General features: G+C 57.3%; 24 protein-coding genes. 12 read left to right on the forward strand and 12 right to left on the reverse strand.

All coding sequences use genetic code 11. The annotated features are described in order from the left end of the window. The first annotated feature begins 227 nt into the window (after positions 1-227). The 3 genes from fpr (at position 228) to tpiA (ending at position 2,559) form a co-directional block, all read left to right on the forward strand. Positions 228-974, forward strand: a complete 747-nt coding sequence (gene fpr / locus K7H94_RS18010) for a ferredoxin--NADP(+) reductase (RefSeq protein ID WP_215800486.1) — start codon at positions 228-230, stop codon at positions 972-974. A 105-nt stretch (positions 975-1,079) separates the two neighbouring features. Further along, positions 1,080-1,670 carry a YiiQ family protein gene (locus K7H94_RS18015; RefSeq protein WP_058771031.1) on the forward strand — a complete coding sequence of 197 codons (591 nt, stop codon included), beginning with the start codon at positions 1,080-1,082 and terminating at the stop codon, positions 1,668-1,670. A gap of 121 nt (positions 1,671-1,791) precedes the next feature. Then, positions 1,792-2,559, forward strand: coding sequence for a triose-phosphate isomerase (gene tpiA, locus K7H94_RS18020; RefSeq protein ID WP_031279624.1), 768 nt, complete (start codon positions 1,792-1,794; stop codon positions 2,557-2,559). Positions 2,560-2,627: 68 nt separating this feature from the next. On the opposite strand, the gene K7H94_RS18025 is transcribed toward tpiA, so the two are convergent. The 5 genes from K7H94_RS18025 to cpxP form a co-directional block, all read right to left on the reverse strand. Continuing rightward, positions 2,628-3,383 carry a CDP-diacylglycerol diphosphatase gene (locus tag K7H94_RS18025; protein WP_222951429.1) on the reverse strand — a complete coding sequence of 252 codons (756 nt, stop codon included), beginning with the start codon at positions 3,381-3,383 and terminating at the stop codon, positions 2,628-2,630. A 127-nt stretch (positions 3,384-3,510) separates the two neighbouring features. Then, entirely contained in the window at positions 3,511-4,500 is a 990-nt protein-coding gene (locus K7H94_RS18030; protein WP_104094244.1) for a sulfate ABC transporter substrate-binding protein, read from the reverse strand. 147 nt (positions 4,501-4,647) lie between these two features. Further along, entirely contained in the window at positions 4,648-5,610 is a 963-nt protein-coding gene (pfkA, locus tag K7H94_RS18035) for a 6-phosphofructokinase (protein ID WP_021507047.1), read from the reverse strand. 207 nt (positions 5,611-5,817) lie between these two features. Then, complete coding sequence (gene fieF, locus K7H94_RS18040; RefSeq protein WP_058781662.1) at positions 5,818-6,720, reverse strand: CDF family cation-efflux transporter FieF; 903 nt, start codon at positions 6,718-6,720, stop codon at positions 5,818-5,820. A 194-nt stretch (positions 6,721-6,914) separates the two neighbouring features. Beyond that, positions 6,915-7,427, reverse strand: a complete 513-nt coding sequence (gene cpxP / locus K7H94_RS18045) for a cell-envelope stress modulator CpxP (protein WP_021507049.1) — start codon at positions 7,425-7,427, stop codon at positions 6,915-6,917. Between the two features lie 150 nt (positions 7,428-7,577). Between cpxP and cpxR the strand changes: the two genes are divergently transcribed. Genes cpxR through trmL form a run of 3 tightly spaced genes read left to right on the forward strand, consistent with a single transcriptional unit; the run spans position 7,578 to position 10,158 of the window. Continuing rightward, on the forward strand, positions 7,578-8,276 hold the full coding sequence (gene cpxR, locus K7H94_RS18050) for an envelope stress response regulator transcription factor CpxR (RefSeq protein ID WP_007885339.1): 699 nt from the start codon (positions 7,578-7,580) through the stop codon (positions 8,274-8,276). After that, positions 8,273-9,649, forward strand: coding sequence for an envelope stress sensor histidine kinase CpxA (gene cpxA / locus K7H94_RS18055; protein ID WP_031279625.1), 1,377 nt, complete (start codon positions 8,273-8,275; stop codon positions 9,647-9,649). The genes cpxR and cpxA overlap by 4 nt, the downstream gene beginning before the upstream one ends. A gap of 35 nt (positions 9,650-9,684) precedes the next feature. Next, on the forward strand, positions 9,685-10,158 hold the full coding sequence (gene trmL / locus K7H94_RS18060) for a tRNA (uridine(34)/cytosine(34)/5-carboxymethylaminomethyluridine(34)-2'-O)-methyltransferase TrmL (RefSeq protein ID WP_021507051.1): 474 nt from the start codon (positions 9,685-9,687) through the stop codon (positions 10,156-10,158). On the opposite strand, the gene cysE is transcribed toward trmL, so the two are convergent. The 5 genes from cysE to K7H94_RS18085 form a co-directional block, all read right to left on the reverse strand. After that, positions 10,155-10,970: a serine O-acetyltransferase gene (gene cysE, locus K7H94_RS18065; protein ID WP_021507052.1), complete on the reverse strand. Its 816-nt coding sequence runs from the start codon at positions 10,968-10,970 to the stop codon at positions 10,155-10,157. The genes trmL and cysE overlap by 4 nt on opposite strands. Positions 10,971-11,038: 68 nt before the next feature. Continuing rightward, on the reverse strand, positions 11,039-12,058 hold the full coding sequence (gene gpsA, locus K7H94_RS18070) for an NAD(P)H-dependent glycerol-3-phosphate dehydrogenase (RefSeq protein WP_215786842.1): 1,020 nt from the start codon (positions 12,056-12,058) through the stop codon (positions 11,039-11,041). Next, a complete protein-coding gene (secB, locus tag K7H94_RS18075; protein ID WP_021507054.1) occupies positions 12,058-12,522 on the reverse strand; it encodes a protein-export chaperone SecB in 465 nt (154 codons plus the stop codon). Before secB ends, gpsA begins: the two co-directional genes overlap by 1 nt. A 40-nt stretch (positions 12,523-12,562) precedes the next feature. Further along, positions 12,563-12,817 (reverse strand): glutaredoxin 3, encoded by a 255-nt coding sequence (gene grxC, locus K7H94_RS18080; RefSeq protein WP_010616518.1) that lies wholly within the window; start codon positions 12,815-12,817, stop codon positions 12,563-12,565. Positions 12,818-12,836: 19 nt separating this feature from the next. After that, positions 12,837-13,268, reverse strand: coding sequence for a rhodanese-like domain-containing protein (locus K7H94_RS18085; protein ID WP_058759412.1), 432 nt, complete (start codon positions 13,266-13,268; stop codon positions 12,837-12,839). A 249-nt stretch (positions 13,269-13,517) separates the two neighbouring features. On the opposite strand from K7H94_RS18085, the gene envC reads away from it, so the two are divergent. The 4 genes from envC to K7H94_RS18105 all read left to right on the forward strand — a co-directional run bounded on the left by envC (position 13,518) and on the right by K7H94_RS18105 (position 17,929). Then, on the forward strand, positions 13,518-14,819 hold the full coding sequence (gene envC, locus K7H94_RS18090) for a murein hydrolase activator EnvC (RefSeq protein ID WP_031279626.1): 1,302 nt from the start codon (positions 13,518-13,520) through the stop codon (positions 14,817-14,819). Between the two features lie 3 nt (positions 14,820-14,822). After that, positions 14,823-15,728 carry a divergent polysaccharide deacetylase family protein gene (locus K7H94_RS18095; RefSeq protein WP_222952065.1) on the forward strand — a complete coding sequence of 302 codons (906 nt, stop codon included), beginning with the start codon at positions 14,823-14,825 and terminating at the stop codon, positions 15,726-15,728. Between the two features lie 67 nt (positions 15,729-15,795). Then, positions 15,796-17,025, forward strand: a complete 1,230-nt coding sequence (locus tag K7H94_RS18100) for a glycosyltransferase (protein ID WP_222951430.1) — start codon at positions 15,796-15,798, stop codon at positions 17,023-17,025. Next, complete coding sequence (locus tag K7H94_RS18105; protein WP_222951431.1) at positions 17,018-17,929, forward strand: hypothetical protein; 912 nt, start codon at positions 17,018-17,020, stop codon at positions 17,927-17,929. The genes K7H94_RS18100 and K7H94_RS18105 overlap by 8 nt, the downstream gene beginning before the upstream one ends. A gap of 30 nt (positions 17,930-17,959) precedes the next feature. On the opposite strand, the gene tdh is transcribed toward K7H94_RS18105, so the two are convergent. Both tdh and K7H94_RS18115 read right to left on the reverse strand, forming a co-directional pair. After that, entirely contained in the window at positions 17,960-18,988 is a 1,029-nt protein-coding gene (gene tdh / locus K7H94_RS18110) for an L-threonine 3-dehydrogenase (RefSeq protein ID WP_058759416.1), read from the reverse strand. Further along, entirely contained in the window at positions 18,985-20,196 is a 1,212-nt protein-coding gene (locus K7H94_RS18115; RefSeq protein WP_222951432.1) for a glycine C-acetyltransferase, read from the reverse strand. The genes tdh and K7H94_RS18115 overlap by 4 nt, the downstream gene beginning before the upstream one ends. A 231-nt stretch (positions 20,197-20,427) precedes the next feature. On the opposite strand from K7H94_RS18115, the gene rfaD reads away from it, so the two are divergent. Further along, complete coding sequence (gene rfaD / locus K7H94_RS18120) at positions 20,428-21,360, forward strand: ADP-glyceromanno-heptose 6-epimerase (RefSeq protein ID WP_021507062.1); 933 nt, start codon at positions 20,428-20,430, stop codon at positions 21,358-21,360. A gap of 17 nt (positions 21,361-21,377) precedes the next feature. Further along, complete coding sequence (gene rfaF / locus K7H94_RS18125; protein ID WP_058781669.1) at positions 21,378-22,421, forward strand: ADP-heptose--LPS heptosyltransferase RfaF; 1,044 nt, start codon at positions 21,378-21,380, stop codon at positions 22,419-22,421. The last annotated feature ends 1 nt before the right edge of the window (position 22,422 follow it).

Consider the following 22,422-nt stretch of genomic DNA (forward strand, 5'->3'; position numbering starts at 1 on the left):
TTATGGCGGCAAAAATATCAGGAATTGCGCACAAAGCGAGAGGCGGGCGTAAAGCGGCAGCACAGGCACCGTCAAGCTTCTGTACCAGGCTGTAACGTGGCCGCTACAGTTGCTGATGTGTGCGGACGATTTGTCGCAGAGAGCCCTTTGACCGCTGCGGGGCTGGAAATCTGGTGCCGGGCTGACGAAGATAGAAAGAGACCAATTATCAATCATCAGGAGCGAACATGGCAGAGTGGGTCAATGCAGAAGTAAAAGAAGTGAAAAACTGGACCGACGCACTGTTCAGCCTGCGCGTCACGGCGCCCATCGACCCTTTTACCGCCGGCCAGTTTGCCAAGCTGGCGCTGGAAGTCGACGGCGAGCGCGTGCAGCGCGCCTACTCCTACGTCAACGCGCCGCACGATCCGCTGCTGGAGTTCTATCTGGTAACGGTGCCGGAAGGGAAGCTCAGCCCGCGTTTACAGGCGCTGCAGCCCGGCGATCAGGTGATGGTGACCAAAGAGGCGGCCGGTTTCTTTGTGCTGGATGAGATCCCCGACTGCCAGACGCTGTGGATGCTGGCGACCGGCACGGCGATCGGCCCGTATCTGTCGATTTTGCAACAGGGCGAAGGGCTGGAGCGCTTCGATAACATTGTGCTGGTGCACGCTGCGCGCTATGCCGCCGACCTGAGTTTTCTGCCGCTGATGCAGCAACTGCAGCAGCGTTATCAGGGCAAGCTGCACATTCAGACGGTGGTCAGCCGCGAGCAGATGCCCGGTTCACTGCATGGCCGCGTACCGCAGCTGATCGAGAGCGGAGAACTGGAAAACGCCGTGGGCCTGCCAATGCACGCCGACACCAGCCACGTGATGCTGTGCGGTAACCCGCAGATGGTGCGCGATACCCAGCAATTGCTGAAAGAGACCCGCGATATGCGCAAGCATTTCAAACGTAAACCCGGTCACATGACCAGCGAGCATTACTGGTAATCGCGCCGGCAGCAAAATGTCAGATTTTTCCCGGCGCGGGTTTTGACTTTCAGCGGTAAAAACCGTTCTAATCGTGGGCTAAGTGAATGATTTAGGGCCGAAGCAATGAAGAATCTGCCAGTCGCGCTGTTGCTCAGCGTCGCACTGACATTTCCCGCCTGGGCAGAGGACGCGCCCGCGCAGGATCGCAACGATCACCTGCCTGCGGCGCCGTATCTGCTGGCGGGTGCGCCCACCTTTGATATGACCATCGCGCAGTTCCGCGAAAAGTACAACGCCGCCAATCCTGACCTGCCGCTGCAGGAGTATCGCGCCATCGATAACCGCGATGACAAGAGCCACCTGACACGTGCCGCCAGCAAAATCAGCGAAACGCTGTATGCCTCTACCGCGCTGGAACAGGGCACCGGCAAGATTAAAACGCTGCAGATTACCTGGCTGCCGGTGCCGGGCCCGGATATGAAAGCGGCACAGACACGCGCCATGGATTACATGACTGCGCTACTGCGCTTTTTTGTGCCCGGTTTGTCAGCGGAAGAGGGACACAAGAAGCTCGATGGCCTGCTCAGCGCCGGCAAGGGCGCACGCTATTTTTCCCGCACCGAAGGTGCACTGCGCTTTGTGGTCGCAGACAACGGCGACAAGGGACTGACCTTCGCCGTTGAGCCCATTAAACTGGCGCTCGCTAGCCCCTGATCTCCCCGGCAAAAATGACGAAAAGCAAAGCCAGCGCCCCATTTGATCTCTATACTGTCTGGCAGACATCGCTGCCCCGATGGCAGCGCTATTTCATGAATCGCGTTATGCGGAGGAAAGAATGCGACATCCACTGGTTATGGGTAACTGGAAACTGAATGGCAGCAAGCACATGGCGGGCGAGCTGATTGAAGGCCTGCGCAAAGAGCTGTCAGGTGTGGAAGGCTGCGGTGTGGCGATTGCTCCGCCGGCCATCTATCTGGATCAGGCCAAACACGCCATTTCCGGCAGCCACATTGCGCTGGGTGCGCAGAACGTTGACGTGAACCTGTCTGGCGCTTTCACCGGTGAAACCTCTGCCGAGATGCTGAAAGACATCGGCGCGAAATACATCATCATCGGCCACTCTGAGCGCCGCACCTACCATAAAGAGAGCGACGAGTTCATCGCGAAGAAATTCGCCGTGCTGAAGGCCGCAGGCCTGGTACCGGTGCTGTGCATCGGTGAGACCGAAGCCGAGAATGAAGCCGGCAAAACTGAAGAAGTGTGCGCACGTCAGATCGACGCCGTGCTGGAAACCCAGGGTGCAGCGGCCTTCGAAGGCGCGGTTATCGCCTATGAGCCAGTCTGGGCCATCGGTACCGGCAAATCAGCGACCCCAGCGCAGGCGCAGGCAGTACACAAATTCATTCGTGACCACATCGCGAAGAAAGATGCCGCTATCGCTGAGCAGGTAATCATTCAGTACGGCGGTTCGGTTAACGACAAAAACGCCGCAGAACTGTTCACCCAGCCGGACATCGACGGTGCGCTGGTGGGCGGTGCGTCGCTGAAAGCCGACGCTTTCGCGGTGATCGTCAAAGCCGCTGCGGCAGCCAAAAACGCGTAAGTTTCTCACGCAGAAAAAGGCGGCTGATAAGCCGCTTTTTTTATTGCCTTAATCGGTCGCGATGCCACTCACCCCAGCAAACGGCACTGGTGATCCTGCAGTTCTTCCGCCGAACCGCGATTCAGCTTCAGCCAGTTGCGCTCCAGCGCCAGCAGCGCCAGGCGTCCATCCGGCAGCCGGGCCAGCGCCAGCCCGTATTTGCCCATCTCACCGCGTGCATGCGGTACCTCTTCTGCCAGCCGGATAAACACGCTCTGCTGCGCCAGTTCGGCGGTGCTCAGCGTGCGAATCAGCCAGGTATGCCGCAGCAGCGTTGCCGTCTGCCACTGCGCATTCAGCTTCGGTGCCAGCGTATCCAGCTGCTGACGCACATCCGGTCGCAGGCAGGAGATATGAATGTGCAGCTGATTCTGTGTACGACCATACTGCGCGTTGATGGCAAGCGACAGCACGCGGTCGTCGACAGGCGCACCGCGCTTCTGCGCCAGCAGGCGGCGCTGCTGCCAGGCGGCAGCAAACAGGTTCGGCGTGGTGGGTTCGAGGAGGATTGGGCTCTCCATGCCGGTGATTTTTGCTATCGGCATCAGCAGATATTGCAGCGGGCCATTCAGATCTTTGAGCGTGACGTAACCCTGCGCCAGATTGACCTGCTGACAGGGGGCAGGATTACCGCGTTGCGTCATGTCCGGTACGCACTTTTCGCTGACAATCTGCCACAGCGCGTCGGCGTTTTTATGTAAATGCACCGCACCGGCGATCATCCCGGCAATCAGAAGGATGAACGCGATAATCAGCAACGTAAGACTACGGCGGCGCGCCTGCATGGCCAGATCCTCAGTGATGAGCTGTCAGCATCCTCACCTGTCGCCAGCGGAAAGTCACGGCTTTTTCCGCGCCGTAAAGCAAAACGGCCAGCGCAGGGCTGACCGTTTCGTCATGATGAAAACGCGGTTACGGTTTCATGACCTGATCGTAGCTGCCGCCGTCGGCAAAGTGTGCTTTCTGCGCTTTGCTCCAGCCGCCAAACTTGTCATCAATGGTGAAGAGTTTGACCGGCGCGAAGCTGCTGGCAAACTTCTTCGCCACCTCAGGATCGCGCGGACGATAATAGTTTTGTGCCGCGATGGTCTGGCCTTCCGGTGAGTAGAGATATTTCAGATACTCTTCTGCCACTTTACGCGTGCCCTGCTCATCCACCACTTTATCGACTACCGAGACTGTCGGTTCGGCAAGGATTGATTCGCTCGGCGTAACGATTTCAAACTTGTCTTTGCCCAGCTTATCGACGGCCAGATAGGCTTCGTTTTCCCATGCAATCAGCACATCACCGATACCGCGCTCAACGAAGGTATTAGTCGCGCCACGTGCACCGGAATCCTGCACTTCAACGTTTTTGAACAGCGCCCGGACGTAAGCCAGCGCTTTGGCCTGGTCACCGTGGTTCTGGTCCAGCGCCCAGCCCCAGGCCGCCAGATAGTTCCAGCGTGCCCCGCCGGAAGTTTTCGGGTTTGGCGTGATTACGGAAACGCCTGGCTTAATCAGATCCGGCCAGTCATGAATGCCTTTAGGATTGCCTTTGCGCACCAGGAACACGATGGTGGAAGTATAAGGTGCCGAGTTGTCCGGCAGACGCTTAATCCAGTTTTTATCGATACGACCACGGTCAGCAATAGCATCCACGTCGGACTGCAGCGCCAGCGTCACCACATCTGCGCGGATGCCATTGATCACGGACGTCGCCTGCTTACCCGAACCGCCGTGCGACTGGCGGATCACCACGTTATCACCGGTTTCCTGCTTATAGTGTGCGCTAAACGCTTTGTTGTACTGCTCGTACAGCTCACGGGTTGGATCGTAAGAGACGTTTAACAGCTGAATATCCTTTGCCAGAACACTGGTTGAAGCCAGTAACAGGGTGACACCAATACTCCACTTGTTCATTGCTTGCTCTCCCGAGGTCGTTATAGAACAAGACTGACACAAAGCAATCCATGGATTAAAGAATTAAAAATAAGCTGTTATAACTATGGAGAATATAGCAAGGCATAAAAAAGGGCGCGAGAGCGATCGCGCCCGATTTATCGTTGATTAGTAGAGTTTTTTCGCGGTATCCAGCCAGTCGCGCTTGAACGGACGCTTCATGTTTTCGATAGCGTCGATGATGTCATGATGCACCATCTTCTCGTTCTGAATACCCACGCAGCGACCGCCGTAGCCCTGCAGCAGCAGCTCAATTGAATAAGCGCCCATACGTGATGCCAGAATGCGGTCGTAAGCGCATGGCGCACCGCCACGCTGGATGTGGCCGAGCACGGTGGCACGGGTTTCACGCTTGGTTTCCGCTTCAATAAAGTGCGCCAGATCATCGATGTCACAGATGTGTTCGGTGATCGCCACGATGGCGTGTTTTTTACCTTTCGCAATGCCAGCCTGGATTTCTGCCACCAGCTCTTCGCGCGTGTAAGGGATTTCAGGCAGCACGATGAACTCACAGCCACCGGCGATGGCCGCCGCTAAGGTCAGGTCACCGCAGTAGCGGCCCATCACTTCTACGATGGAGATACGCTGATGCGAAGAAGAGGTGTCGCGCAGACGGTCAATCGCTTCAACCACGGTTTCCAGCGCGGTGAAATAACCGATGGTGTAATCGGTACCGGCGACGTCGTTATCGATGGTGCCCGGCAGGCCAATGCACGGGAAACCCATTTCGGTCAGGCGTTTGGCACCCATGTAAGAACCGTCACCGCCAATCACCACCAGCGCATCAATGCCGCGCTTTTTCATGTTTTCGATCGCGACCTGACGCACTTCTTCGTTGCGGAACTCCGGGAAACGCGCCGAACCGAGGAAGGTGCCGCCACGGTTAATCATGTCCGACACGCTGTAGCGGTCGAGGTTGATCATGCGGTCTTCGTACAAACCCAGATAGCCGTCATAGATACCAAAAACTTCAAGGCCTTCACTCAGCGCGGAACGGACAACTCCGCGAATGGCTGCGTTCATGCCTGGGGCGTCGCCGCCGCTGGTCAGTACTCCGATTTTTTTGATCATGACAACCTCTGGATTGTTCAAAACTAAGGATTATTCCTGCCTGTCGACCGGTGTGGACCAGCTCGCGATCGCACGGCTTAATAGTTGCAGATAGTATATCAAAGGCTTGATGCTGAATTGATTCAGGTCAGACAAGTTTTCGCTAATTTTTTACAGAGTTGTTAGCGTTACGTCATTTTTTTCACGCAATACTATGTTTTATAACGGCTAAAACTGAAAAAAACCCTGCTGATTTTGCGGCACGACAGAACAGGGGTCCTGATGAATGATCACATCTGAGCCGGGAAATTTTTGCCGTAATGCCTGCTCAATTTGATCGGCCACCTGATGCGCCTGCACCAGCGGGAGATGATCGTCCATCTCCAGATGAAGCTGAATAAACCGCGTCGGGCCAGACTGCCGCGTACGTAACGCATGGGCACCGCGTACGCCGGGCCAGTGGCTTACCAGCGCGATAATCGCCTGTTTTTCCTGCTCCGGCAGCGCACGATCCAGCAGCGACTGCACCGCTTCATAGCCCATGCGCAGCGCGTTATAGAGGATATATACGCCGATGCCGAGCGCAAACAGCGCATCCGCACGCTTAAAACCATAACTACTTAAGCCTAGCGCAACCAGAATGGCACCGTTCATCACCACATCCGACTGATAATGCAGCATGTCCGCGCGTATCGCCTGGCTGCGGGTACGCCGCACCACCCAGCGCTGAAAAGCGACCAGTACCAGCGTGGAACTGAGGGCGATCAGCGTCACTACTATACCCACCAGCGGCGCGCGCAGCGTTTCCGGCGTGGCCAGATGCTGCAGCCCGGTAAGAAACAGAAACAGCGCCGATCCGGAGATAAACATGCTTTGCGCCAGTGCCGCCAGCGATTCCGCTTTACCGTGACCAAAGGTGTGATCGTCGTCGGCAGGCTGCAATGAATAGCGCACCACCAGCAGATTGGTCAGTGACGCGGCGATATCGACCAGCGAATCCACCAGCGCCGCCAGCACGCTGACCGAACCGGTGTACCACCAGGCGAAAATTTTCACGATCAGCAACAGCGTTGCCAGCGTGGTCGCCGCCAGCGCCGCGCGGTTTACCAGTTTTGCGTAGGAAGGTTCCATGCCTTGCCTCGTCAGGCGCTGCAGCACGCCATGCAGTGGAAAATGGCTCAAGTTTATCACCGTCCCGTGCAGACTGCGTGACAGGATAGCGAAACGGATGCAGTTTGCCCGCAAATCCAGGGCAAAAAAAACCCCGCCATCATGGCGGGGAAGACAGGGATGGTGTCTATGGCAAGGAAAACAGGGATACTATGTTACTGGTTACTGCTGGTACTACTCACTGCTTGCAGCGGTGATGATGGCTGCAATCCGGAGAGCCGACGCGCTTCGTTCAGACGCCGCTCAAAATTCTTCTGCAATGTCGCTTGCTGTGCAGGCGTTAGCAGGTGATACATCTGATTACGAACCCGGGCCATCTCGATTTGCAGTTCTACCTGCTCACGGGCCTGTTTCTCTGCCTGCTGGCGGATAGCCGATTCGTTAAATTTGTCTGCAATGACAAGGTCATGCATAGTTTCTATGTCCTGAACGCTTAACACCGGGCGTTCATGGCGCGCTTGCTGCATCAGGTCACGCATCTGTTGCCGCTGTTGTTCAGTCAGCTCAATGCCATCGAACATGTGGCTTTGCGGATTTTGCGTCATACTGCCTGTCGTCAATCCGCCGTTATGATGCATCTCGTCAATCGTCGTCGTGTCTGCTGCTTCTGCGCTGGCGTGACTGAGAACCATCGCTGAGGCAAAGACGACGGCGGTTAAGTAGCGCATCGTTTACTCCCGGTTCGTTCCGTTTCGCGATTCAACGAGAGCTAGTGTACGGCGACAGCTGCAAACATCCGTCAGGGGGTGTAAAACTACGTAAAGCGTTGGATTGCCACTATAGGAACACGGTATTTTGCCTGCGGAGGGCAACAAAAAATGAATAAAATCCTGTTGGTTGATGACGACCGCGAATTGACTTCGCTGCTTAAAGAACTGCTTGAAATGGAAGGTTTTGAGGTGATTGTCGCCAGCGATGGCGAGCAGGCGCTCAATCTGCTGGACAACACCGTCGACCTGCTTTTGCTCGATGTCATGATGCCGAAGAAGAACGGTATCGACACGTTAAAAGAGCTACGCCAGCAACATCAAACCCCTGTCATCATGCTGACCGCCCGCGGTAGCGAGCTGGACCGCGTTCTGGGCCTGGAACTGGGCGCGGATGACTATCTGCCAAAGCCGTTCAACGATCGCGAACTGGTGGCGCGTATCCGTGCGATTCTGCGCCGTTCCAACTGGAGCGAACAGCAGCAACAGCACGATAACAGCTCACCGACGCTGGAAGTGGATTGCCTGCGCCTGAATCCGGGCCGTCAGGAAGCCAGCTTCGACAGCGAAACGCTGGATCTCACCGGCACCGAGTTCACCCTGCTCTACTTACTGGCGCAGCATCTTGGCCAGGTGGTGTCACGCGAGCATCTCAGCCAGGAAGTGCTGGGCAAGCGCCTGACGCCGTTTGACCGCGCTATTGATATGCACATCTCTAACCTGCGTCGTAAGCTGCCGGAACGTCGTGATGGTCATCCGTGGTTCAAAACTCTGCGCGGACGCGGCTATCTGATGGTTTCGGCATCATGATCGGAAGTTTGACCACCCGCATCTTCGCCATCTTCTGGCTCACCCTGGCGCTGGTGTTGATGCTGGTACTGATGGTGCCCAAACTCGATTCGCGCCAGATGACCTCGCTGATGGAGAGCGAACAGCGCCAGGGCACCATGATTGAGCAACACGTTGAGGCGGAGCTGTCACAGGATCCGCCCAACGACCTGATGTGGTGGCGCCGGCTGTTTCGCGCCATCGACAAATGGGCACCGCCCGGTCAGCGCCTGCTGCTGGTGACCAGCGAAGGACGGGTGATCGGTGCGCAGCACAATGAAATGCAGGTGATCCGCAACTTTATCGGCCAGTCTGATAATGCCGATCATCCGCAGAAGAAAAAGTATGGCCGCGTGGAGATGGTCGGCCCCTTCGCGGTGCGCGACGGCGAAGACAATTACCAGCTGTATCTCATCCGTCCCGCCACCAGTTCCCAGCTCGATTTCGTTAACCTGCTGTTTGACCGTCCTCTGCTGCTGCTCATCGTCACGATGTTAATCAGCTCACCGCTGCTGCTGTGGCTGGCGTGGAGCCTGGCGCGTCCGGCACGCAAACTAAAACATGCCGCGGATGAAGTGGCGAGCGGAAATTTGCGTCAGCATCCGGAACTGGAATCGGGCCCGCAAGAATTTCTCGCTGCCGGCTCCAGTTTCAACCAGATGGTGAGCGCGCTCGAACGCATGATGACGGCACAGCAGCGTCTGCTGTCGGATATCAGCCATGAATTACGCACGCCGCTGACGCGTCTGCAGCTGGCGACGGCGCTACTGCGCCGGCGTCATGGCGAAGGCAAAGAGCTGGAGCGCATTGAGACCGAAGCGCAGCGTCTGGACGGCATGATCAACGACTTGCTGGTACTGTCGCGCACCCAGCACAAGAACGCGCTGGTGAGCGAAGCGATGAAGGCCAACCAGCTGTGGAATGGCGTGCTGGAAGATGCCAAATTCGAAGCGGAGCAGATGGGTAAAACCATGGACGTGCCCTATCCGCCCGGTCCATGGCCGCTGTACGGCAACCCGCATGCGCTGGAAAGCGCGCTGGAGAACATTGTGCGTAACGCGCTGCGCTATTCACACACGCACATCAGCGTTAGCTTTGCGGTGGATATTCAGGGCATTACCGTGCACGTGGACGACGACGGTCCCGGCGTCAGCCCGGAAGATCGCGAGCAGATTTTCCGTCCGTTCTACCGCACCGATGAAGCGCGTGACCGTGAATCCGGCGGCACCGGGCTCGGGCTGGCGATTGTCGAAACCGCCGTGCAACAGCACCGCGGCTGGGTGAAAGCCGATGACAGCCCGTTAGGCGGTCTGCGCCTGACGCTGTGGCTGCCGCTGTACTCCGCCCGGCAATAATTTGCTATGCTGCGGCCCTCGTTTCCGGGGGCCTTATGCTAAACATCGTCTTATTTGAACCTGAAATCCCGCCAAATACCGGCAATATCATCCGCCTGTGCGCCAATACCGGCTTTCAGCTGCACCTGATTGAGCCGTTAGGCTTCGCCTGGGATGATAAACGCCTGCGCCGCGCCGGACTGGATTACCATGAATATACCGCGCTGAAAAAGCACGCCAGCTACGCTGCTTTTCTGGCGGCAGAAGCGCCACAGCGCTTATTCGCGCTGACCACCAAAGGCACACCGGCGCACAGCGCCGTCAGCTATCAGCCGGGCGACTATCTGCTGTTTGGCCCGGAGAGCCGTGGCTTACCACCAGAAATTCTTAATGCGTTGCCGGCAGAACAGAAGATCCGCATTCCGATGCGCGCGGAGAGCCGCAGCATGAACCTGTCGAATGCGGTTTCAGTGGTGGTGTATGAGGCGTGGCGCCAGCTGGATTATGCGGGCGCGCTGATCAAAGGCTAGATGCCGTCGCCGTACTCAAACCCGGCGCCGGTGAAGTGCTGATCCATATCCATCGACGGTTTGTCGCTGGCTGGTTTGCCGACAATGCGCGCCGGCACGCCGGCCGCCGTGGTATGGGGCGGCACCGGCTGCAAGACCACCGAACCGGCACCGATTTTGGCACCGCGCCCGACTTCAATATTGCCAAGGATTTTGGCCCCTGCGCCAATCATCACCCCTTCACGGATCTTCGGATGGCGATCGCCGCTGGTTTTACCCGTACCACCCAGCGTGACCGACTGCAGAATGGAGACGTCATTTTCCACCACAGCCGTTTCACCAATCACGATGCCGGTGGCGTGATCCAGCATGATGCCGCGCCCGATGCGCGCCGCCGGATGAATATCCACGGCAAAAGAGACCGAGATTTCGTTTTGCAGATACACCGCCAGCGCGCGCCGTCCCTCTTTCCACAGCCAGTGGCCAATACGGTACGCCTGCAGCGCGTGGAAGCCTTTCAGATAGAGTAACGGCGTGGAATATTTGTCGACCGCCGGATCGCGCTGACGCACCGCCTGAATATCGTACGCGGCCGAGACAATCATCTCAGGATCCTGACGATAGGCTTCTTCAACAATTTCGCGGATGGCGATAGCGGGCATGATCGGGTTAGCGAGCTTGTTAGCCAGCATGTAGCTGAGCGCGCTGCCGAGATTTTCGTGCTTGAGCAAGGTCGCATGGTAAAAACTGGCCAGCATCGGTTCACAATCGGCCAACGCTCTGGCTTCGGCTTTGATATGGTTCCAGACCAGTTCTAACTCTTCAGACGACATTGCTGTTTGCTCCCGATAAAAAAGCGCCCGATTAGGCGCTACAGGTGATAATGCTTAAGCGTCCTGCTTTAGCTTTGGCTGTTCTCGTCCTTCCTTGTACGACCAAGCAGGCTCAATGCTGCCTCTCGCGCCGATTTTTCGCAATATAATACCTGATAAATTTGCTCGGTTATTGGCATTTCCACGCCCACACGCGCAGCTAATGCTTTGACTTCTTTGGTATTTCTGTAGCCTTCTACAACTTGTCCGATAATGCGTTGCGCCTCATCCACGCTTTCGCCCTGCCCCAGCATCATGCCGAAACGGCGGTTGCGCGACTGATTATCGGTACAGGTCAGCACCAGATCGCCAAGACCCGCCATGCCCATAAAGGTCGTTGGATCGGCACCCAGCGCAGCACCGAGACGGCTCATCTCCGCCAGACCGCGGGTGATGAGTGCCGTACGCGCGTTGGCACCAAAGCCAATGCCGTCGGAGATCCCGGCACCAATCGCAATGACGTTTTTCACTGCGCCGCCCAGCTGCACGCCGATAAAGTCCGGATTGTTGTAAACGCGGAAGCTTTTGCCGCAGTGCAGCTTTTGCTGCAGATCGTCGGCAAACTGCGCGTCAGTGGCCGCCAGCGCAATCGCCGTCGGCAAACCGGCCGCCAGCTCTTTGGCAAAGGTCGGGCCGGAAATCACCGCCAGCGGAATGCTGTCGCCGAGGATTTCGCGCGCCACATCCTGCAGCAGCCGTCCGGTCTCTTTTTCCAGTCCTTTGGTCGCCCAGACAATGCGTGAGTCGGCACGCAGCAGCGGTTTGAGCTGCATCAGCACGTCGCCGAACACATGGCTTGGCACCACCACCAGCAGATCGCGGCTGGCGCTGACGACGCGGGCCAGATCGGCTTCAGGAACGAGATTATCGGGGAAAGGAACATCGGGCAGGAAAGCGGTATTGCATCGGTCAGCCTGCAGCTGCGCCACGTTTTGCGGATTGTGGCCCCACAGCAGCACCGGATGGCCATTACGGGCCAGCGTAATGGCCAGTGCGGTGCCGTACGAGCCGGCACCGATGACGCTAATCGAAGCGTTGAGTGTAGTCATCAGGCATCCTGACGTGGCGCTTCGCCTTCACCCTGCTGCTGCAGATAATTCATGAACAGCGCATCAAAGTTGACCGGCGCCAGATTGAGCTGAGGGAAGGTACCGCGTGACACCAGGCTGGTGACACATTCACGCGCATACGGGAACAGAATGTTCGGGCAGTAAGCGCCGAGGCAATGTGCCATCTGCGTGCCTTCGATACCGCTGATGGTGAAGATACCGGCCTGCTGTACTTCGCACAGGAACGCGGTGTCTTCGCCCACGGTGGCGGTGACAGTAACGCGCAGCACGACTTCATACACTTCATCCGCCAGCTGAGAAGAGGCGGTGTCCAGATCCAGCTTCACTTCCGGTTCCCACTCTTTCTGGAAAACCTGAGGTGCGTTTGGCGCTTCAAATGAAACGTCTTTGGTGTAAACGCGTTGAATCTGGAACTGCATTTCGTTGCTGCTATGCTCTGACATGTTACTGAATCCTTTAAGTGAAAATTGTCGGTCGAAAATATTATGCGCGGAGTAAGGGATCGAGTCCCTGACGCCCGTCCAGCGCGTAGAGATCGTCACAGCCGCCAATGTGCTGCGCGTCAATAAAGATCTGTGGCACCGTGGTGCGGCCGCTGCGTTTGATCATCTCTTCGCGCTTTACCGCGTCCCCATCAATGGGAATCTCCTGGTATGACACGCCTTTTTGATCCAGCAACGCCTTCGCCCGGTGGCAGTAAGGACAGGTCACTTTGGTGTAAATCTCAACATTAGCCATGCGGTGATACCTCAGGAAGTTATTTACCGCGAACCAGCGGCAGGTTTTCGCCACTCCAGCCGCTCACACCATCTTTCAGCACGGTCACTTTGTCAAAACCCGCTGCGCTAAGGGTGGCTGCCGGTTCTGCGGCGCTCTGGCCGGTGGCACATACCACAATTATGGGCTGCGACTTGTGCTTTTCCAGCTCGCCGAAGCTGCCTTTTTTGATATCGGCTGCGGCGATGTTAATAGCCCCTGAAATGTGTCCTTTGCGATAGTCGTCGCGTGAACGAACGTCTACCACCACCGCGTCCTCTTTGTTGATCAGGTGGGTTGCTTCACCACGGCTGATGGTTTTTACCTTAGAGAACATACCCTTAACGGTGGTTACAATCACCAGAATAAGTAAAGCGACCCATGCCAGACTAAGGATGGGGTGATTGCTTGCAAACTGCATAATTTCTTGCATGAGGGGTAACGACTCCAGACCGGGGCTAATAAGCTAAAACAAGGGTTCTGAGTATACCTGCGCCACTTCGCATGTACAGTCGCGAAGCGGGCAGAGTTACGATTTGTGCGTCATTTTCCAAAAAAAGTGTTCTAATCGCAAAATTGAGACAATCTTTATCCCGGTAAGCTGTGGCCGACATCTTTCGTAAAGCAAAACCCGGCCGGGATAACTGGTAAGCGGCTGTTCATCGTGGAATAATTATCGACTATGAAGGGAAAAGCGACCGTTACACACACAAGGACCCGTTACAACGACCCGGCATCTCCGTTGTCATTTCGCTGGTCCGATATCTCCCTCAGCCTGCTTTGTGCGGGTGCGTTGCTGTTGCCCGTCGCCGCGCATAGCGCCGATGACAGCAAAACGCAGCTAAAGTCCATTCAGCAGGACATCGCCGAAAAAGAGAAAAGCGTTAAAGCGCAGAAGCTGCAGCGCAGTAAGCTGCTCGATCAGCTGCAGAGTCAGGAAAAAGTGATTGCCCAGGCCAGTCGCCAGCTGCGTGAAACCCGCAACAGCCTGAGCGCGCTGAACGGCGAAATCGCCCAAACCACCGCCGCCATTGCCCGGCTGGAAAAGCAGCAGGCGCAGCAGGAAAAACTGCTGGCGCAGCAGCTGGATGCCGCGTTTCGTCAGGGCCAGCACAACGGCGTACAGCTGCTGCTCGGCGGTGAAGAAGCACAGCGTAGCGAACGCATTCTGGCCTATTTTGGCTACCTCAATGCCGCCCGGCAAAAAAACATCGACGAGCTTAAGCAGACTCAGCAGGAGCTGGCGCAGCAGCGTCAGGCGCTGCAGGGCAAGCAGGAGCAGCAAAAGTCGCTATTAGCGCAGCAGCAGACGCAACAGAACAAGCTGGAAACCGCCAGCGCCGCGCGTAAGAAAACACTGTCCGCACTGGAGAGCGCGCTGGAGAAAGATCAGGCCGATCTGGTCGAGATGCGCCAGAACGAAAGCCGCCTGCAGGACAAAATCGCCAAAGCCGAACGTGAGGCGCGCGAACGGGCGCAACGCGAAGCGCGCGAGGCGGAAAAAGTGCGCCAGCGTCAGGCCCAGGCAAAAGCCAAAGGCTCCAGCTATTCCCCTACGCAAAGCGAGCGCGAGCTGATGGCGCGCACCGGCGGCCTTGGCCGGCCGGGCGGACAGGCCATCTGGCCAGTGCGCGGTCGCATTGAACATCGCTTTGGTGAAGCAATGCAGGGCGAACTGCGCTGGAAAGGTCTGGTGATTGATGCCCCGGAAGGCACTGAAGTCAAAGCGATTGCTGATGGTCGCGTGCTGATGGCCGACTGGCTGCAAGGCTACGGCCTGGTTGTGGTCGTCGAACACGGTAAAGGCGATATGAGCCTTTATGGCTACAATCAGAGCGCGTTGGTGAGCGTCGGTGCGCAGGTGAAGGCAGGACAGCCTATCGCCCTCGTGGGCACCAGCGGCGGCCGCGGCACGCCCTCGCTCTACTTTGAAATTCGTCGTCAGGGACAGGCCGTCAATCCACTGCCGTGGTTAGGAAGATAAGTGTTGTTTCAGTCCCAAAAGCTTAGCGCCGCCCTGTGCGGGCTGTTTTTCACCTTTACCGCCCATGCGGGAAAACTGGCTATCGTCATTGACGACTTCGGCTACCGCCCGGCTGAAGAGAATAAAGTGCTGCAGATGCCCGCCGCGATTTCTGTGGCGGTGCTGCCCAACGCGCCTCATGCGCGTGATATGGCAACCAAAGCGCATCAGGGCGGTCATGAGGTGCTGATTCACCTGCCGATGGCACCGCTGAGCAAGCAGCCGCTGGAAAAGGACACGCTGACGCCGGAGATGAGCAGCGAAGAGATCGCGCGCATCGTGCGTGACGCCAGCAACAAAGTGCCGTATGCGGTTGGCCTGAACAACCATATGGGCAGCAAAATGACCTCCAGCCTGCCCGGCATGCAGAAAGTGATGCAGGTGCTCAATCACTACAACTACTACTTCCTCGATAGCATGACCATTGGCAACAGCCAGTCGGTCCCGGCCGCACAGGGCACGCAGGTTAAGGTGCTGAAGCGGCGCGTATTCCTCGACGACAGCCAGAATGAAGCGGCGATTCGCACCCAGTTCACCCGCGCAGTGAAGCTGGCACAGCGTGATGGCTACGCCATCGCCATTGGCCATCCGCATCCCACCACGGTACGGGTGTTGCAGCAGATGTTGCCGACGCTACCGGGCGATATCACTCTCGTCCGCCCCAGCCAGTTGCTCAACGAACCGCTGCGCCAGGGCGCTACGCCGCCGGCCAGCACGCCGGTGCAACCGCGTACCCCGGTATTCCGCGCGCCTGGCGTGTGTAAGCCGGGCCAGCCGCTGCCTGCCGTACCGCAGAGTCGTGCGGTGGAGGTGGTGACAGAGAGCATTACCGGCAGTTCACTCGTGCAGTCGCTTAAACAGCTATTCTGATTATCAGGCGCAGCGGGCTGCGCCTTATTTAACGCCACACCTTTTCCGCGCAAGGATATCGGAACAGATGACGTCAACCAGAAAGAAAATTCTGCTGCTGGATACCGGGCGCGAATGGGGCGGCGGCACCAACAGCATGCTGGAATTACTCAAGCGCATCGATCGCCAGCGTTTCGCTATCACCTGCTGTTTTTATCAGAATTATGCGCGTGGCAATCAGGAGACCATTGCCTCGGTATTAGACGCGATCGGCATTCCGGTGCTATTTATTGCGCAGCGCCGCCAGCCGCTCTGGGCAAAAATCACCAAAGAGTTGCTGCGCACCCTGCTGTTTTTTAACCGCGCGGTGAAAAAAAGCGCCATCGACCGCATCGATCGCCAGTGGCGCATGCAGCCTAACGCCCGCCAAATCGCGACGATTTTACGCGACGGTGGCTATGATGCGCTGTACATGAATAATCAGCCCAGCACCAACGTTGAAGGCTATTTCGCCGCTGAACAGACTCACGTGGCGTTAATTCAGCACTGCCGCATTGATCCGTTACTCAATAATGCGCTGGTCAAGATGATTAATCGGCATTGTGATGCGGTGATTGCCGTGTCACAGGGCGTACACCGCACCTTAAGCGAAAGCGGTGTTGATGCGCAGCGCTGCTTTACCGTATCCAACGCTATCGATATTCATCAGCCGCTGCCGGTGCGTGAGGCGGTGCGTCAGCGCTTTGATTATCCCGCGGATACCTTTATTTTCGGCTCCATCGGTTCCCTGATTGCGCGTAAATCCAACCATCATATTTTGCAGGCGCTAGGTGCATTCAGCCGCGCGCATCCTGCCGCTAAATGGAAAATGGTGATCGTCGGTGCCGGCCCGGAGCAGCAGCACTTACAACAGCTGGCGCAAAAAGAGAGGATTGCCGCGCAGGTTATTTTTACCGGCTTTCAAAATAACGCACTGGATTATCTGGCGGCATTCGATACGTTTATTCTTGCCTCAGCCAGTGAAGGGTTACCGCGCGTGGTGCTGGAAGCGATGCTGGTGAATACGGCGGTGATAGGTTCGAATGTCGTCGGTACGTCGGAATTAATTCAACACGGCGAGACCGGTTTACTGTTTGACTATGGCAATACGCAACAGCTTAGTCAGCATCTTAGCGCGCTGTGGCAGGATACTGCACTGCGTCAGCGTTTAATCGCCGCCGCCGCCGCCCGGGTGCGCGAGCGCTATAGCATTGAACATTACGTGTCGGGCGTGGAAAACATTCTGGAAAACGTCATGGAGAGAAAAAAGCATGTTTGATTTTTTAAATAAACACCGTCGCTATATTCTCTCGCGCCACAACATTCCCGTCACGCAGGCGGATGCGCAGGGCACCATTGCCGTCAGTTCCGTGGTCATTCCCTGTACCGGCGCTGATTACATTGAAGAAGCGGTGCTCAGCGCTTATTTTGCCAGCCGCTGCGCCGACACCATCAGCGAAATTGTCATCGTCAGCGATCAGCCTTCGAGCGCTTTTCCGCCGCTGCCGACACGGGTGCGCGTGGTGACGCTGGAGGTGCCGTTTCGTGAAGAAAACTACCGTTATAAACAGATCTACCGCAGCCGCCTGATTAAACTTCAGGCCCCCTTGCAGGCGACCGGTGAAGGTATATTGATGATCGATTCCGATCTCAATTTATTAAAAACGCCGGATATTGCGATGCGTGAGCATCATCTGTACAGCAGCTTCCGTCAGGGCAAGATGATCGCCAAACTGGCCAGCGCACCAGAAGAACATATTCCGGCCTATTACCACCACACCGTTCGCCCTTATTTGCAGGATCACGTGAATGGCGCCTATCTGGCGGCCTCCCGTCGCACATGGCAGCGTATTTGTCCGCTGTGGCTGACGTTATTTAATGATACCTGGGAATTGATGAACGACGACCAGCCGCCAACCGATCAGCTACCGCTCGCGGCCCTGCTCGACCTGCTGGATGTCCGCACGGTCAATCTGGGCGAATGGGCTAACTGGCCGGTGTCGAAACGCATTGGTGGTCAGTCGGCCGTGATTCCACCGCAGGTGATTGGCGCGCATGGCGGTTTTCCCTTAAGTGAATGGCAAAAATATTTGCAGGATCCGCACCAGCCGCTGAGCTTTAAAGGTCAGGACTACACGCGAAAGGTGCGTTACCTGACCGATGCGGAAAAACAGCAATCCTGAGCGTCACCGGCCCGCAGGCCGGTGTGTCGTTTAATCCCAGCTCAGCACCACTTTGCCTGAACGACCGGAGCGCATCTCGTCGAAGCCCTGCTGGAAGTCATCAATGTGATAGCGATGCGTGATGATCGGCGTCAGATCGAGGCCGGACTGAATCAGCGCGGCCATTTTGTACCAGGTTTCAAACATCTCACGGCCGTAAATCCCCTTGATAAACAGCCCCTTGAAGATAACCTGATTCCAGTCAATCGACATCTCACCCGGCGGAATGCCCAGCAGCGCAATGCGTCCGCCGTGATTCATGGTCTCCAGCAGGGTACGAAACGCCGGCGGCGCGCCGGACATCTCCAGTCCGACATCAAAGCCTTCGGTCATGCCCAGTTCCGTCATCACCTCGCGCAGATTCTGCTGCGCCACGTTGACCGCACGCGTCACGCCCATTTCACGCGCCAGCCCGAGGCGGTACTCATTGATGTCAGTGATCACCACGTTTCGTGCGCCGACGTGCTTACACACCGCTGCCGCCATAATGCCAATCGGTCCGGCACCGGAGATCAGCACGTCTTCACCTACCAAATCAAACGAGAGCGCGGTATGCACCGCGTTACCGAACGGATCGAAAATCGCCGCCAGCTCGTCGGAAATATTGTCGGGAATTTTGAACGCGTTAAACGCCGGGATCACCAGATATTCAGCGAAGCAGCCCTGACGATTAACCCCGACACCCACGGTATTACGGCATAAATGGGTACGGCCGGCGCGACAGTTGCGGCAGTGGCCACAGGTGATGTGACCTTCACCCGATACGCGATCGCCAATGGCGAAACCCTTCACTTCCTGACCGATGCCGACCACTTCACCCACGTATTCGTGGCCGGTGATCATCGGCACCGGAATGGTTTTGCGCGACCAGTCGTCCCAGTTATAGATATGCACATCGGTGCCACAGATGGCGGTTTTGCGGATTTTAATCAGCAGATCGTTATGACCGGGCTCCGGCACCGGCGCGTCGTGCACCATCCAGATCCCCTCCTCCGCTTTCAGTTTAGCCAGTGCTTTCATCCGTTGGCTCCTGCAGTGATAACCCCTAACTGATGTCCGATGCGCGTGAAGGCCGCCACCGCGTGCTCCAGCTGCGCCTGAGTGTGGCCGGCAGAAATCTGCGTGCGAATGCGCGCCTGGCCCTGCGGCACCACCGGATAGAAGAAGCCGGTAACGTAGATGCCTTCCTGCTGGAGCAGGCTGGCAAACTGCTGCGCCACTTTGGCATCGCCCAGCATTACCGGAATGATGGCGTGATCGGCACCGGCCAGCGTAAAGCCCGCGGCGGTCATTTTTTCCCGGAAGAAGCGGGCGTTTTCCCACAGCCGCTGCCGCAGTCCATCGCCTTCGTTCAGCAGATCCAGCACGCGCAGCGACGCGGCCACAATCGCCGGTGCCAGCGAGTTGGAGAACAGATAAGGGCGCGAGCGCTGACGCAGCCATTCAACCACCTCGCGTTTTGCCGCCACGTAACCGCCGGACGCGCCACCCAGCGCTTTACCCAGCGTGCCGGTCAGAATATCCACGCGATCCATCACGCCGCAGTATTCATGCGTGCCGCGTCCGCTTGCGCCGACAAAGCCTACCGCGTGCGAGTCATCCACCATCACCAGCGCATTAAACTCATCGGCCAGGTCGCAAATGCCCTGCAGGTTAGCGATCACGCCATCCATGGAGAACACGCCGTCGGTGGCAATCAGCAGATGGCGCGCCCCCTTGTCGCGGGCCTCCTGCAGGCGCGCGCGCAGCTCAGCCATATCATTGTTGGCGTAACGATAGCGCTGGGCTTTGCACAGGCGGATGCCGTCGATGATCGACGCATGGTTGAGCGCATCCGAGATAATCGCGTCTTCCGCGCCCAGCAGGGTCTCAAACAGCCCGCCGTTGGCGTCGAAGCATGAGGAGAACAGGATGGCCTCTTCCATGCCGAGGAACTCCGCCAGCCGGCGCTCCAGCAGCTGATGGCTGTCCTGCGTGCCGCAGATAAAACGCACCGACGCCATGCCGAAACCATACGTATCCATACCGTCTTTGGCGGCCTGAATCAGCGCCGGATGGTTCGCAAGGCCGAGATAGTTATTGGCGCAGAAGTTGATCACCGGCGGGCTATTGGCGACGTTGATTTCCGCCTGCTGCGCCGAGGTCAGGGTGCGCTCCTGTTTGAACAATCCGTCCTGCCGCGTTGTCTCAAGCTGTTGCCGGATTTGTGAATAGAACTGATCGGACATGATTCTGCTCCTCAGATAGCAAAATTTTGGCACATATTACTGATCGAAAAGCGAATGGACGACAATTCAGCCAGGGAAATCTCCGTTTTGCAGCATAGTTCACGCGGCGCGCAGGATTTGTGCAGCGCGATCGGCGTCATCTGGCTGTCCGCATCGGGCTGAAATGTTATGATGTTAGGTATTCGTGCGTGAAACCTCCTGTTTCACCCCAACTGTTTAAAGGCAAAGCATATGATTATCGTAACCGGCGGCGCGGGCATGATTGGCAGCAACATTGTGAAAGCGCTCAACGATCGCGGTCATACCGATATCCTGGTGGTGGATAATCTGAAAGATGGCACCAAATTCGTGAATCTCGCGGATCTGGACATCGCGGATTACATGGATAAAGAGGAGTTCCTCACCTACATCATGTCGGGTGAAGATCTGGGTCCGATTGAAGCGGTGTTCCATGAAGGTGCCTGTTCAGCCACCACCGAGTGGGACGGTAAGTACATGATGGATAACAACTATCAGTACTCAAAAGATCTGCTGCACTTCTGCCTCGAACGTGAAATCCCGTTCCTGTATGCCTCATCGGCCGCCACCTATGGCGGGCGTAACGAGAACTTCATTGAAGAGCGCCAGTACGAGCAGCCGCTCAACGTGTACGGCTACTCAAAAATGCTGTTCGACCACTATGTCCGCCAGATTCTGCCGGAAGCAGATTCGCCAGTGTGCGGCTTCCGCTATTTCAACGTGTACGGGCCGCGTGAAGGCCATAAAGGCAGCATGGCGAGCGTCGCGTTCCACCTCAATACGCAAATCAGCAACGGTGAAAATCCTAAGCTGTTCGAGGGCAGCGACAGCTTCCGTCGTGACTTCATCCACGTTGATGATGTAGTGGCAGTCAATCTGTGGTGCTGGGAAAACGGCGTTTCCGGCATCTATAACTGTGGTACCGGCCGCGCCGAATCTTTCCAGGAAGTGGCGGATGCGGTGCTGAAGTTCCACCAGCAAGGCCAGATCGAATACATCCCGTTCCCGGACAAACTGAAAGGGCGCTACCAGGCCTTTACGCAGGCGGATCTCAGCAAACTGCGCGCCGCGGGCTATGACAAACCGTTTAAAACCGTTGCCCAGGGCGTGGGCGAATACATGGCCTGGCTGAACCGTCACGCATAAGGAAACCGGCACCGGCGATGAAAATTCTGGTTATTGGCCCCTCCTGGGTCGGCGATATGATGATGTCGCAAAGTCTCTATCGCACGCTGAAACAGGCGCACCCTGAGGCGGTAATTGATGTGATGGCGCCGGCCTGGTGCCGGCCGCTGCTGTCACGCATGCCGGAAGTGAATCAGGCGCTGGCGATGCCGCTTGGCCACGGTGCGCTGGCGCTGGGTGAGCGCCGTCGCCTGGGCAAAGCGCTGCGGGCCAGCGGTTACGATCGCGCCTATGTGCTGCCAAACTCGTTTAAATCGGCGCTGGTGCCGTTTTTTGCCGGCATCAAACGCCGCATCGGCTGGCGCGGTGAAATGCGCTATGGCGTGCTGAATGACGTGCGTGTGCTGGACAAAGCCGCGTTTCCCTTAATGGTGGAGCGCTATGTGGCGCTGGGCTATGACCAGCCGGTTGCGGCGGCAGCACAGTTGCCGCAGCCGCTGTTGTGGCCGCAGCTGCGCGTCGACGACGATGAAAAACGCATGACCGCGGCGCAGTTTGCGCTGTCGGCCGATCGCCCGGCCATCGGCTTCTGCCCCGGTGCCGAATTTGGTCCCGCGAAGCGCTGGCCACACTATCACTACGCCGCGCTGGCGGAACAGCTGATTGCTGAAGGCTATCAGGTGCTGCTGTTCGGCTCGGCTAAAGATCGGGAAACCGGCGAGGCGATCCTGCAGGCGCTGCCGGACACGGCACGCGCGCACTGCCGCAATCTGGCGGGCGAAACGCAGCTGGAGCAGGCGGTGATTCTGATCGCCCACTGTGCTGCGGTCGTCAGCAATGATTCCGGACTGATGCACATTGCCGCCGCGCTCAACCGGCCGCTGGTGGCGCTGTATGGCCCGAGCAGCCCGGACTTCACGCCGCCGCTGTCCCATCAGGCGCGCATCATTCGCCTGATTACCGGCTACCACAAAGTGCGCAAAGGCGATGCCGCAGAGGGCTATCACCAGAGCCTGATTGATATTCAACCGGCACGCGTGCATCAGGAACTCAATGAGTTACTGCATCCGGTGCAGGAGTAAC

Source organism: Pantoea dispersa (assembly GCF_019890955.1).
Taxonomy (GTDB): domain Bacteria; phylum Pseudomonadota; class Gammaproteobacteria; order Enterobacterales; family Enterobacteriaceae; genus Pantoea; species Pantoea dispersa.

Excerpts from the sequence above, each read along its gene's own strand:
- envC (WP_031279626.1), top strand. The coding sequence starts at position 13,518 with ATGAAGGGAAAAGCGACCGTTACACACACAAGGACCCGTTACAACGAC.
- rfaD (WP_021507062.1), top strand. The coding sequence starts at position 20,428 with ATGATTATCGTAACCGGCGGCGCGGGCATGATTGGCAGCAACATTGTG.
- cysE (WP_021507052.1), bottom strand. The coding sequence starts at position 10,970 with ATGTCGTCTGAAGAGTTAGAACTGGTCTGGAACCATATCAAAGCCGAA.
- K7H94_RS18115 (WP_222951432.1), bottom strand. The coding sequence starts at position 20,196 with ATGTCCGATCAGTTCTATTCACAAATCCGGCAACAGCTTGAGACAACG.
- fieF (WP_058781662.1), bottom strand. The coding sequence starts at position 6,720 with ATGGAACCTTCCTACGCAAAACTGGTAAACCGCGCGGCGCTGGCGGCG.
- K7H94_RS18025 (WP_222951429.1), bottom strand. The coding sequence starts at position 3,383 with ATGCAGGCGCGCCGCCGTAGTCTTACGTTGCTGATTATCGCGTTCATC.
- K7H94_RS18085 (WP_058759412.1), bottom strand. The coding sequence starts at position 13,268 with ATGCAAGAAATTATGCAGTTTGCAAGCAATCACCCCATCCTTAGTCTG.
- cpxR (WP_007885339.1), top strand. The coding sequence starts at position 7,578 with ATGAATAAAATCCTGTTGGTTGATGACGACCGCGAATTGACTTCGCTG.
- cpxP (WP_021507049.1), bottom strand. The coding sequence starts at position 7,427 with ATGCGCTACTTAACCGCCGTCGTCTTTGCCTCAGCGATGGTTCTCAGT.
- secB (WP_021507054.1), bottom strand. The coding sequence starts at position 12,522 with ATGTCAGAGCATAGCAGCAACGAAATGCAGTTCCAGATTCAACGCGTT.
- cpxA (WP_031279625.1), top strand. The coding sequence starts at position 8,273 with ATGATCGGAAGTTTGACCACCCGCATCTTCGCCATCTTCTGGCTCACC.
- grxC (WP_010616518.1), bottom strand. The coding sequence starts at position 12,817 with ATGGCTAATGTTGAGATTTACACCAAAGTGACCTGTCCTTACTGCCAC.
- fpr (WP_215800486.1), top strand. The coding sequence starts at position 228 with ATGGCAGAGTGGGTCAATGCAGAAGTAAAAGAAGTGAAAAACTGGACC.
- K7H94_RS18100 (WP_222951430.1), top strand. The coding sequence starts at position 15,796 with ATGACGTCAACCAGAAAGAAAATTCTGCTGCTGGATACCGGGCGCGAA.
- K7H94_RS18015 (WP_058771031.1), top strand. The coding sequence starts at position 1,080 with ATGAAGAATCTGCCAGTCGCGCTGTTGCTCAGCGTCGCACTGACATTT.
- rfaF (WP_058781669.1), top strand. The coding sequence starts at position 21,378 with ATGAAAATTCTGGTTATTGGCCCCTCCTGGGTCGGCGATATGATGATG.
- pfkA (WP_021507047.1), bottom strand. The coding sequence starts at position 5,610 with ATGATCAAAAAAATCGGAGTACTGACCAGCGGCGGCGACGCCCCAGGC.
- K7H94_RS18105 (WP_222951431.1), top strand. The coding sequence starts at position 17,018 with ATGTTTGATTTTTTAAATAAACACCGTCGCTATATTCTCTCGCGCCAC.
- tdh (WP_058759416.1), bottom strand. The coding sequence starts at position 18,988 with ATGAAAGCACTGGCTAAACTGAAAGCGGAGGAGGGGATCTGGATGGTG.
- trmL (WP_021507051.1), top strand. The coding sequence starts at position 9,685 with ATGCTAAACATCGTCTTATTTGAACCTGAAATCCCGCCAAATACCGGC.
- K7H94_RS18030 (WP_104094244.1), bottom strand. The coding sequence starts at position 4,500 with ATGAACAAGTGGAGTATTGGTGTCACCCTGTTACTGGCTTCAACCAGT.
- gpsA (WP_215786842.1), bottom strand. The coding sequence starts at position 12,058 with ATGACTACACTCAACGCTTCGATTAGCGTCATCGGTGCCGGCTCGTAC.
- tpiA (WP_031279624.1), top strand. The coding sequence starts at position 1,792 with ATGCGACATCCACTGGTTATGGGTAACTGGAAACTGAATGGCAGCAAG.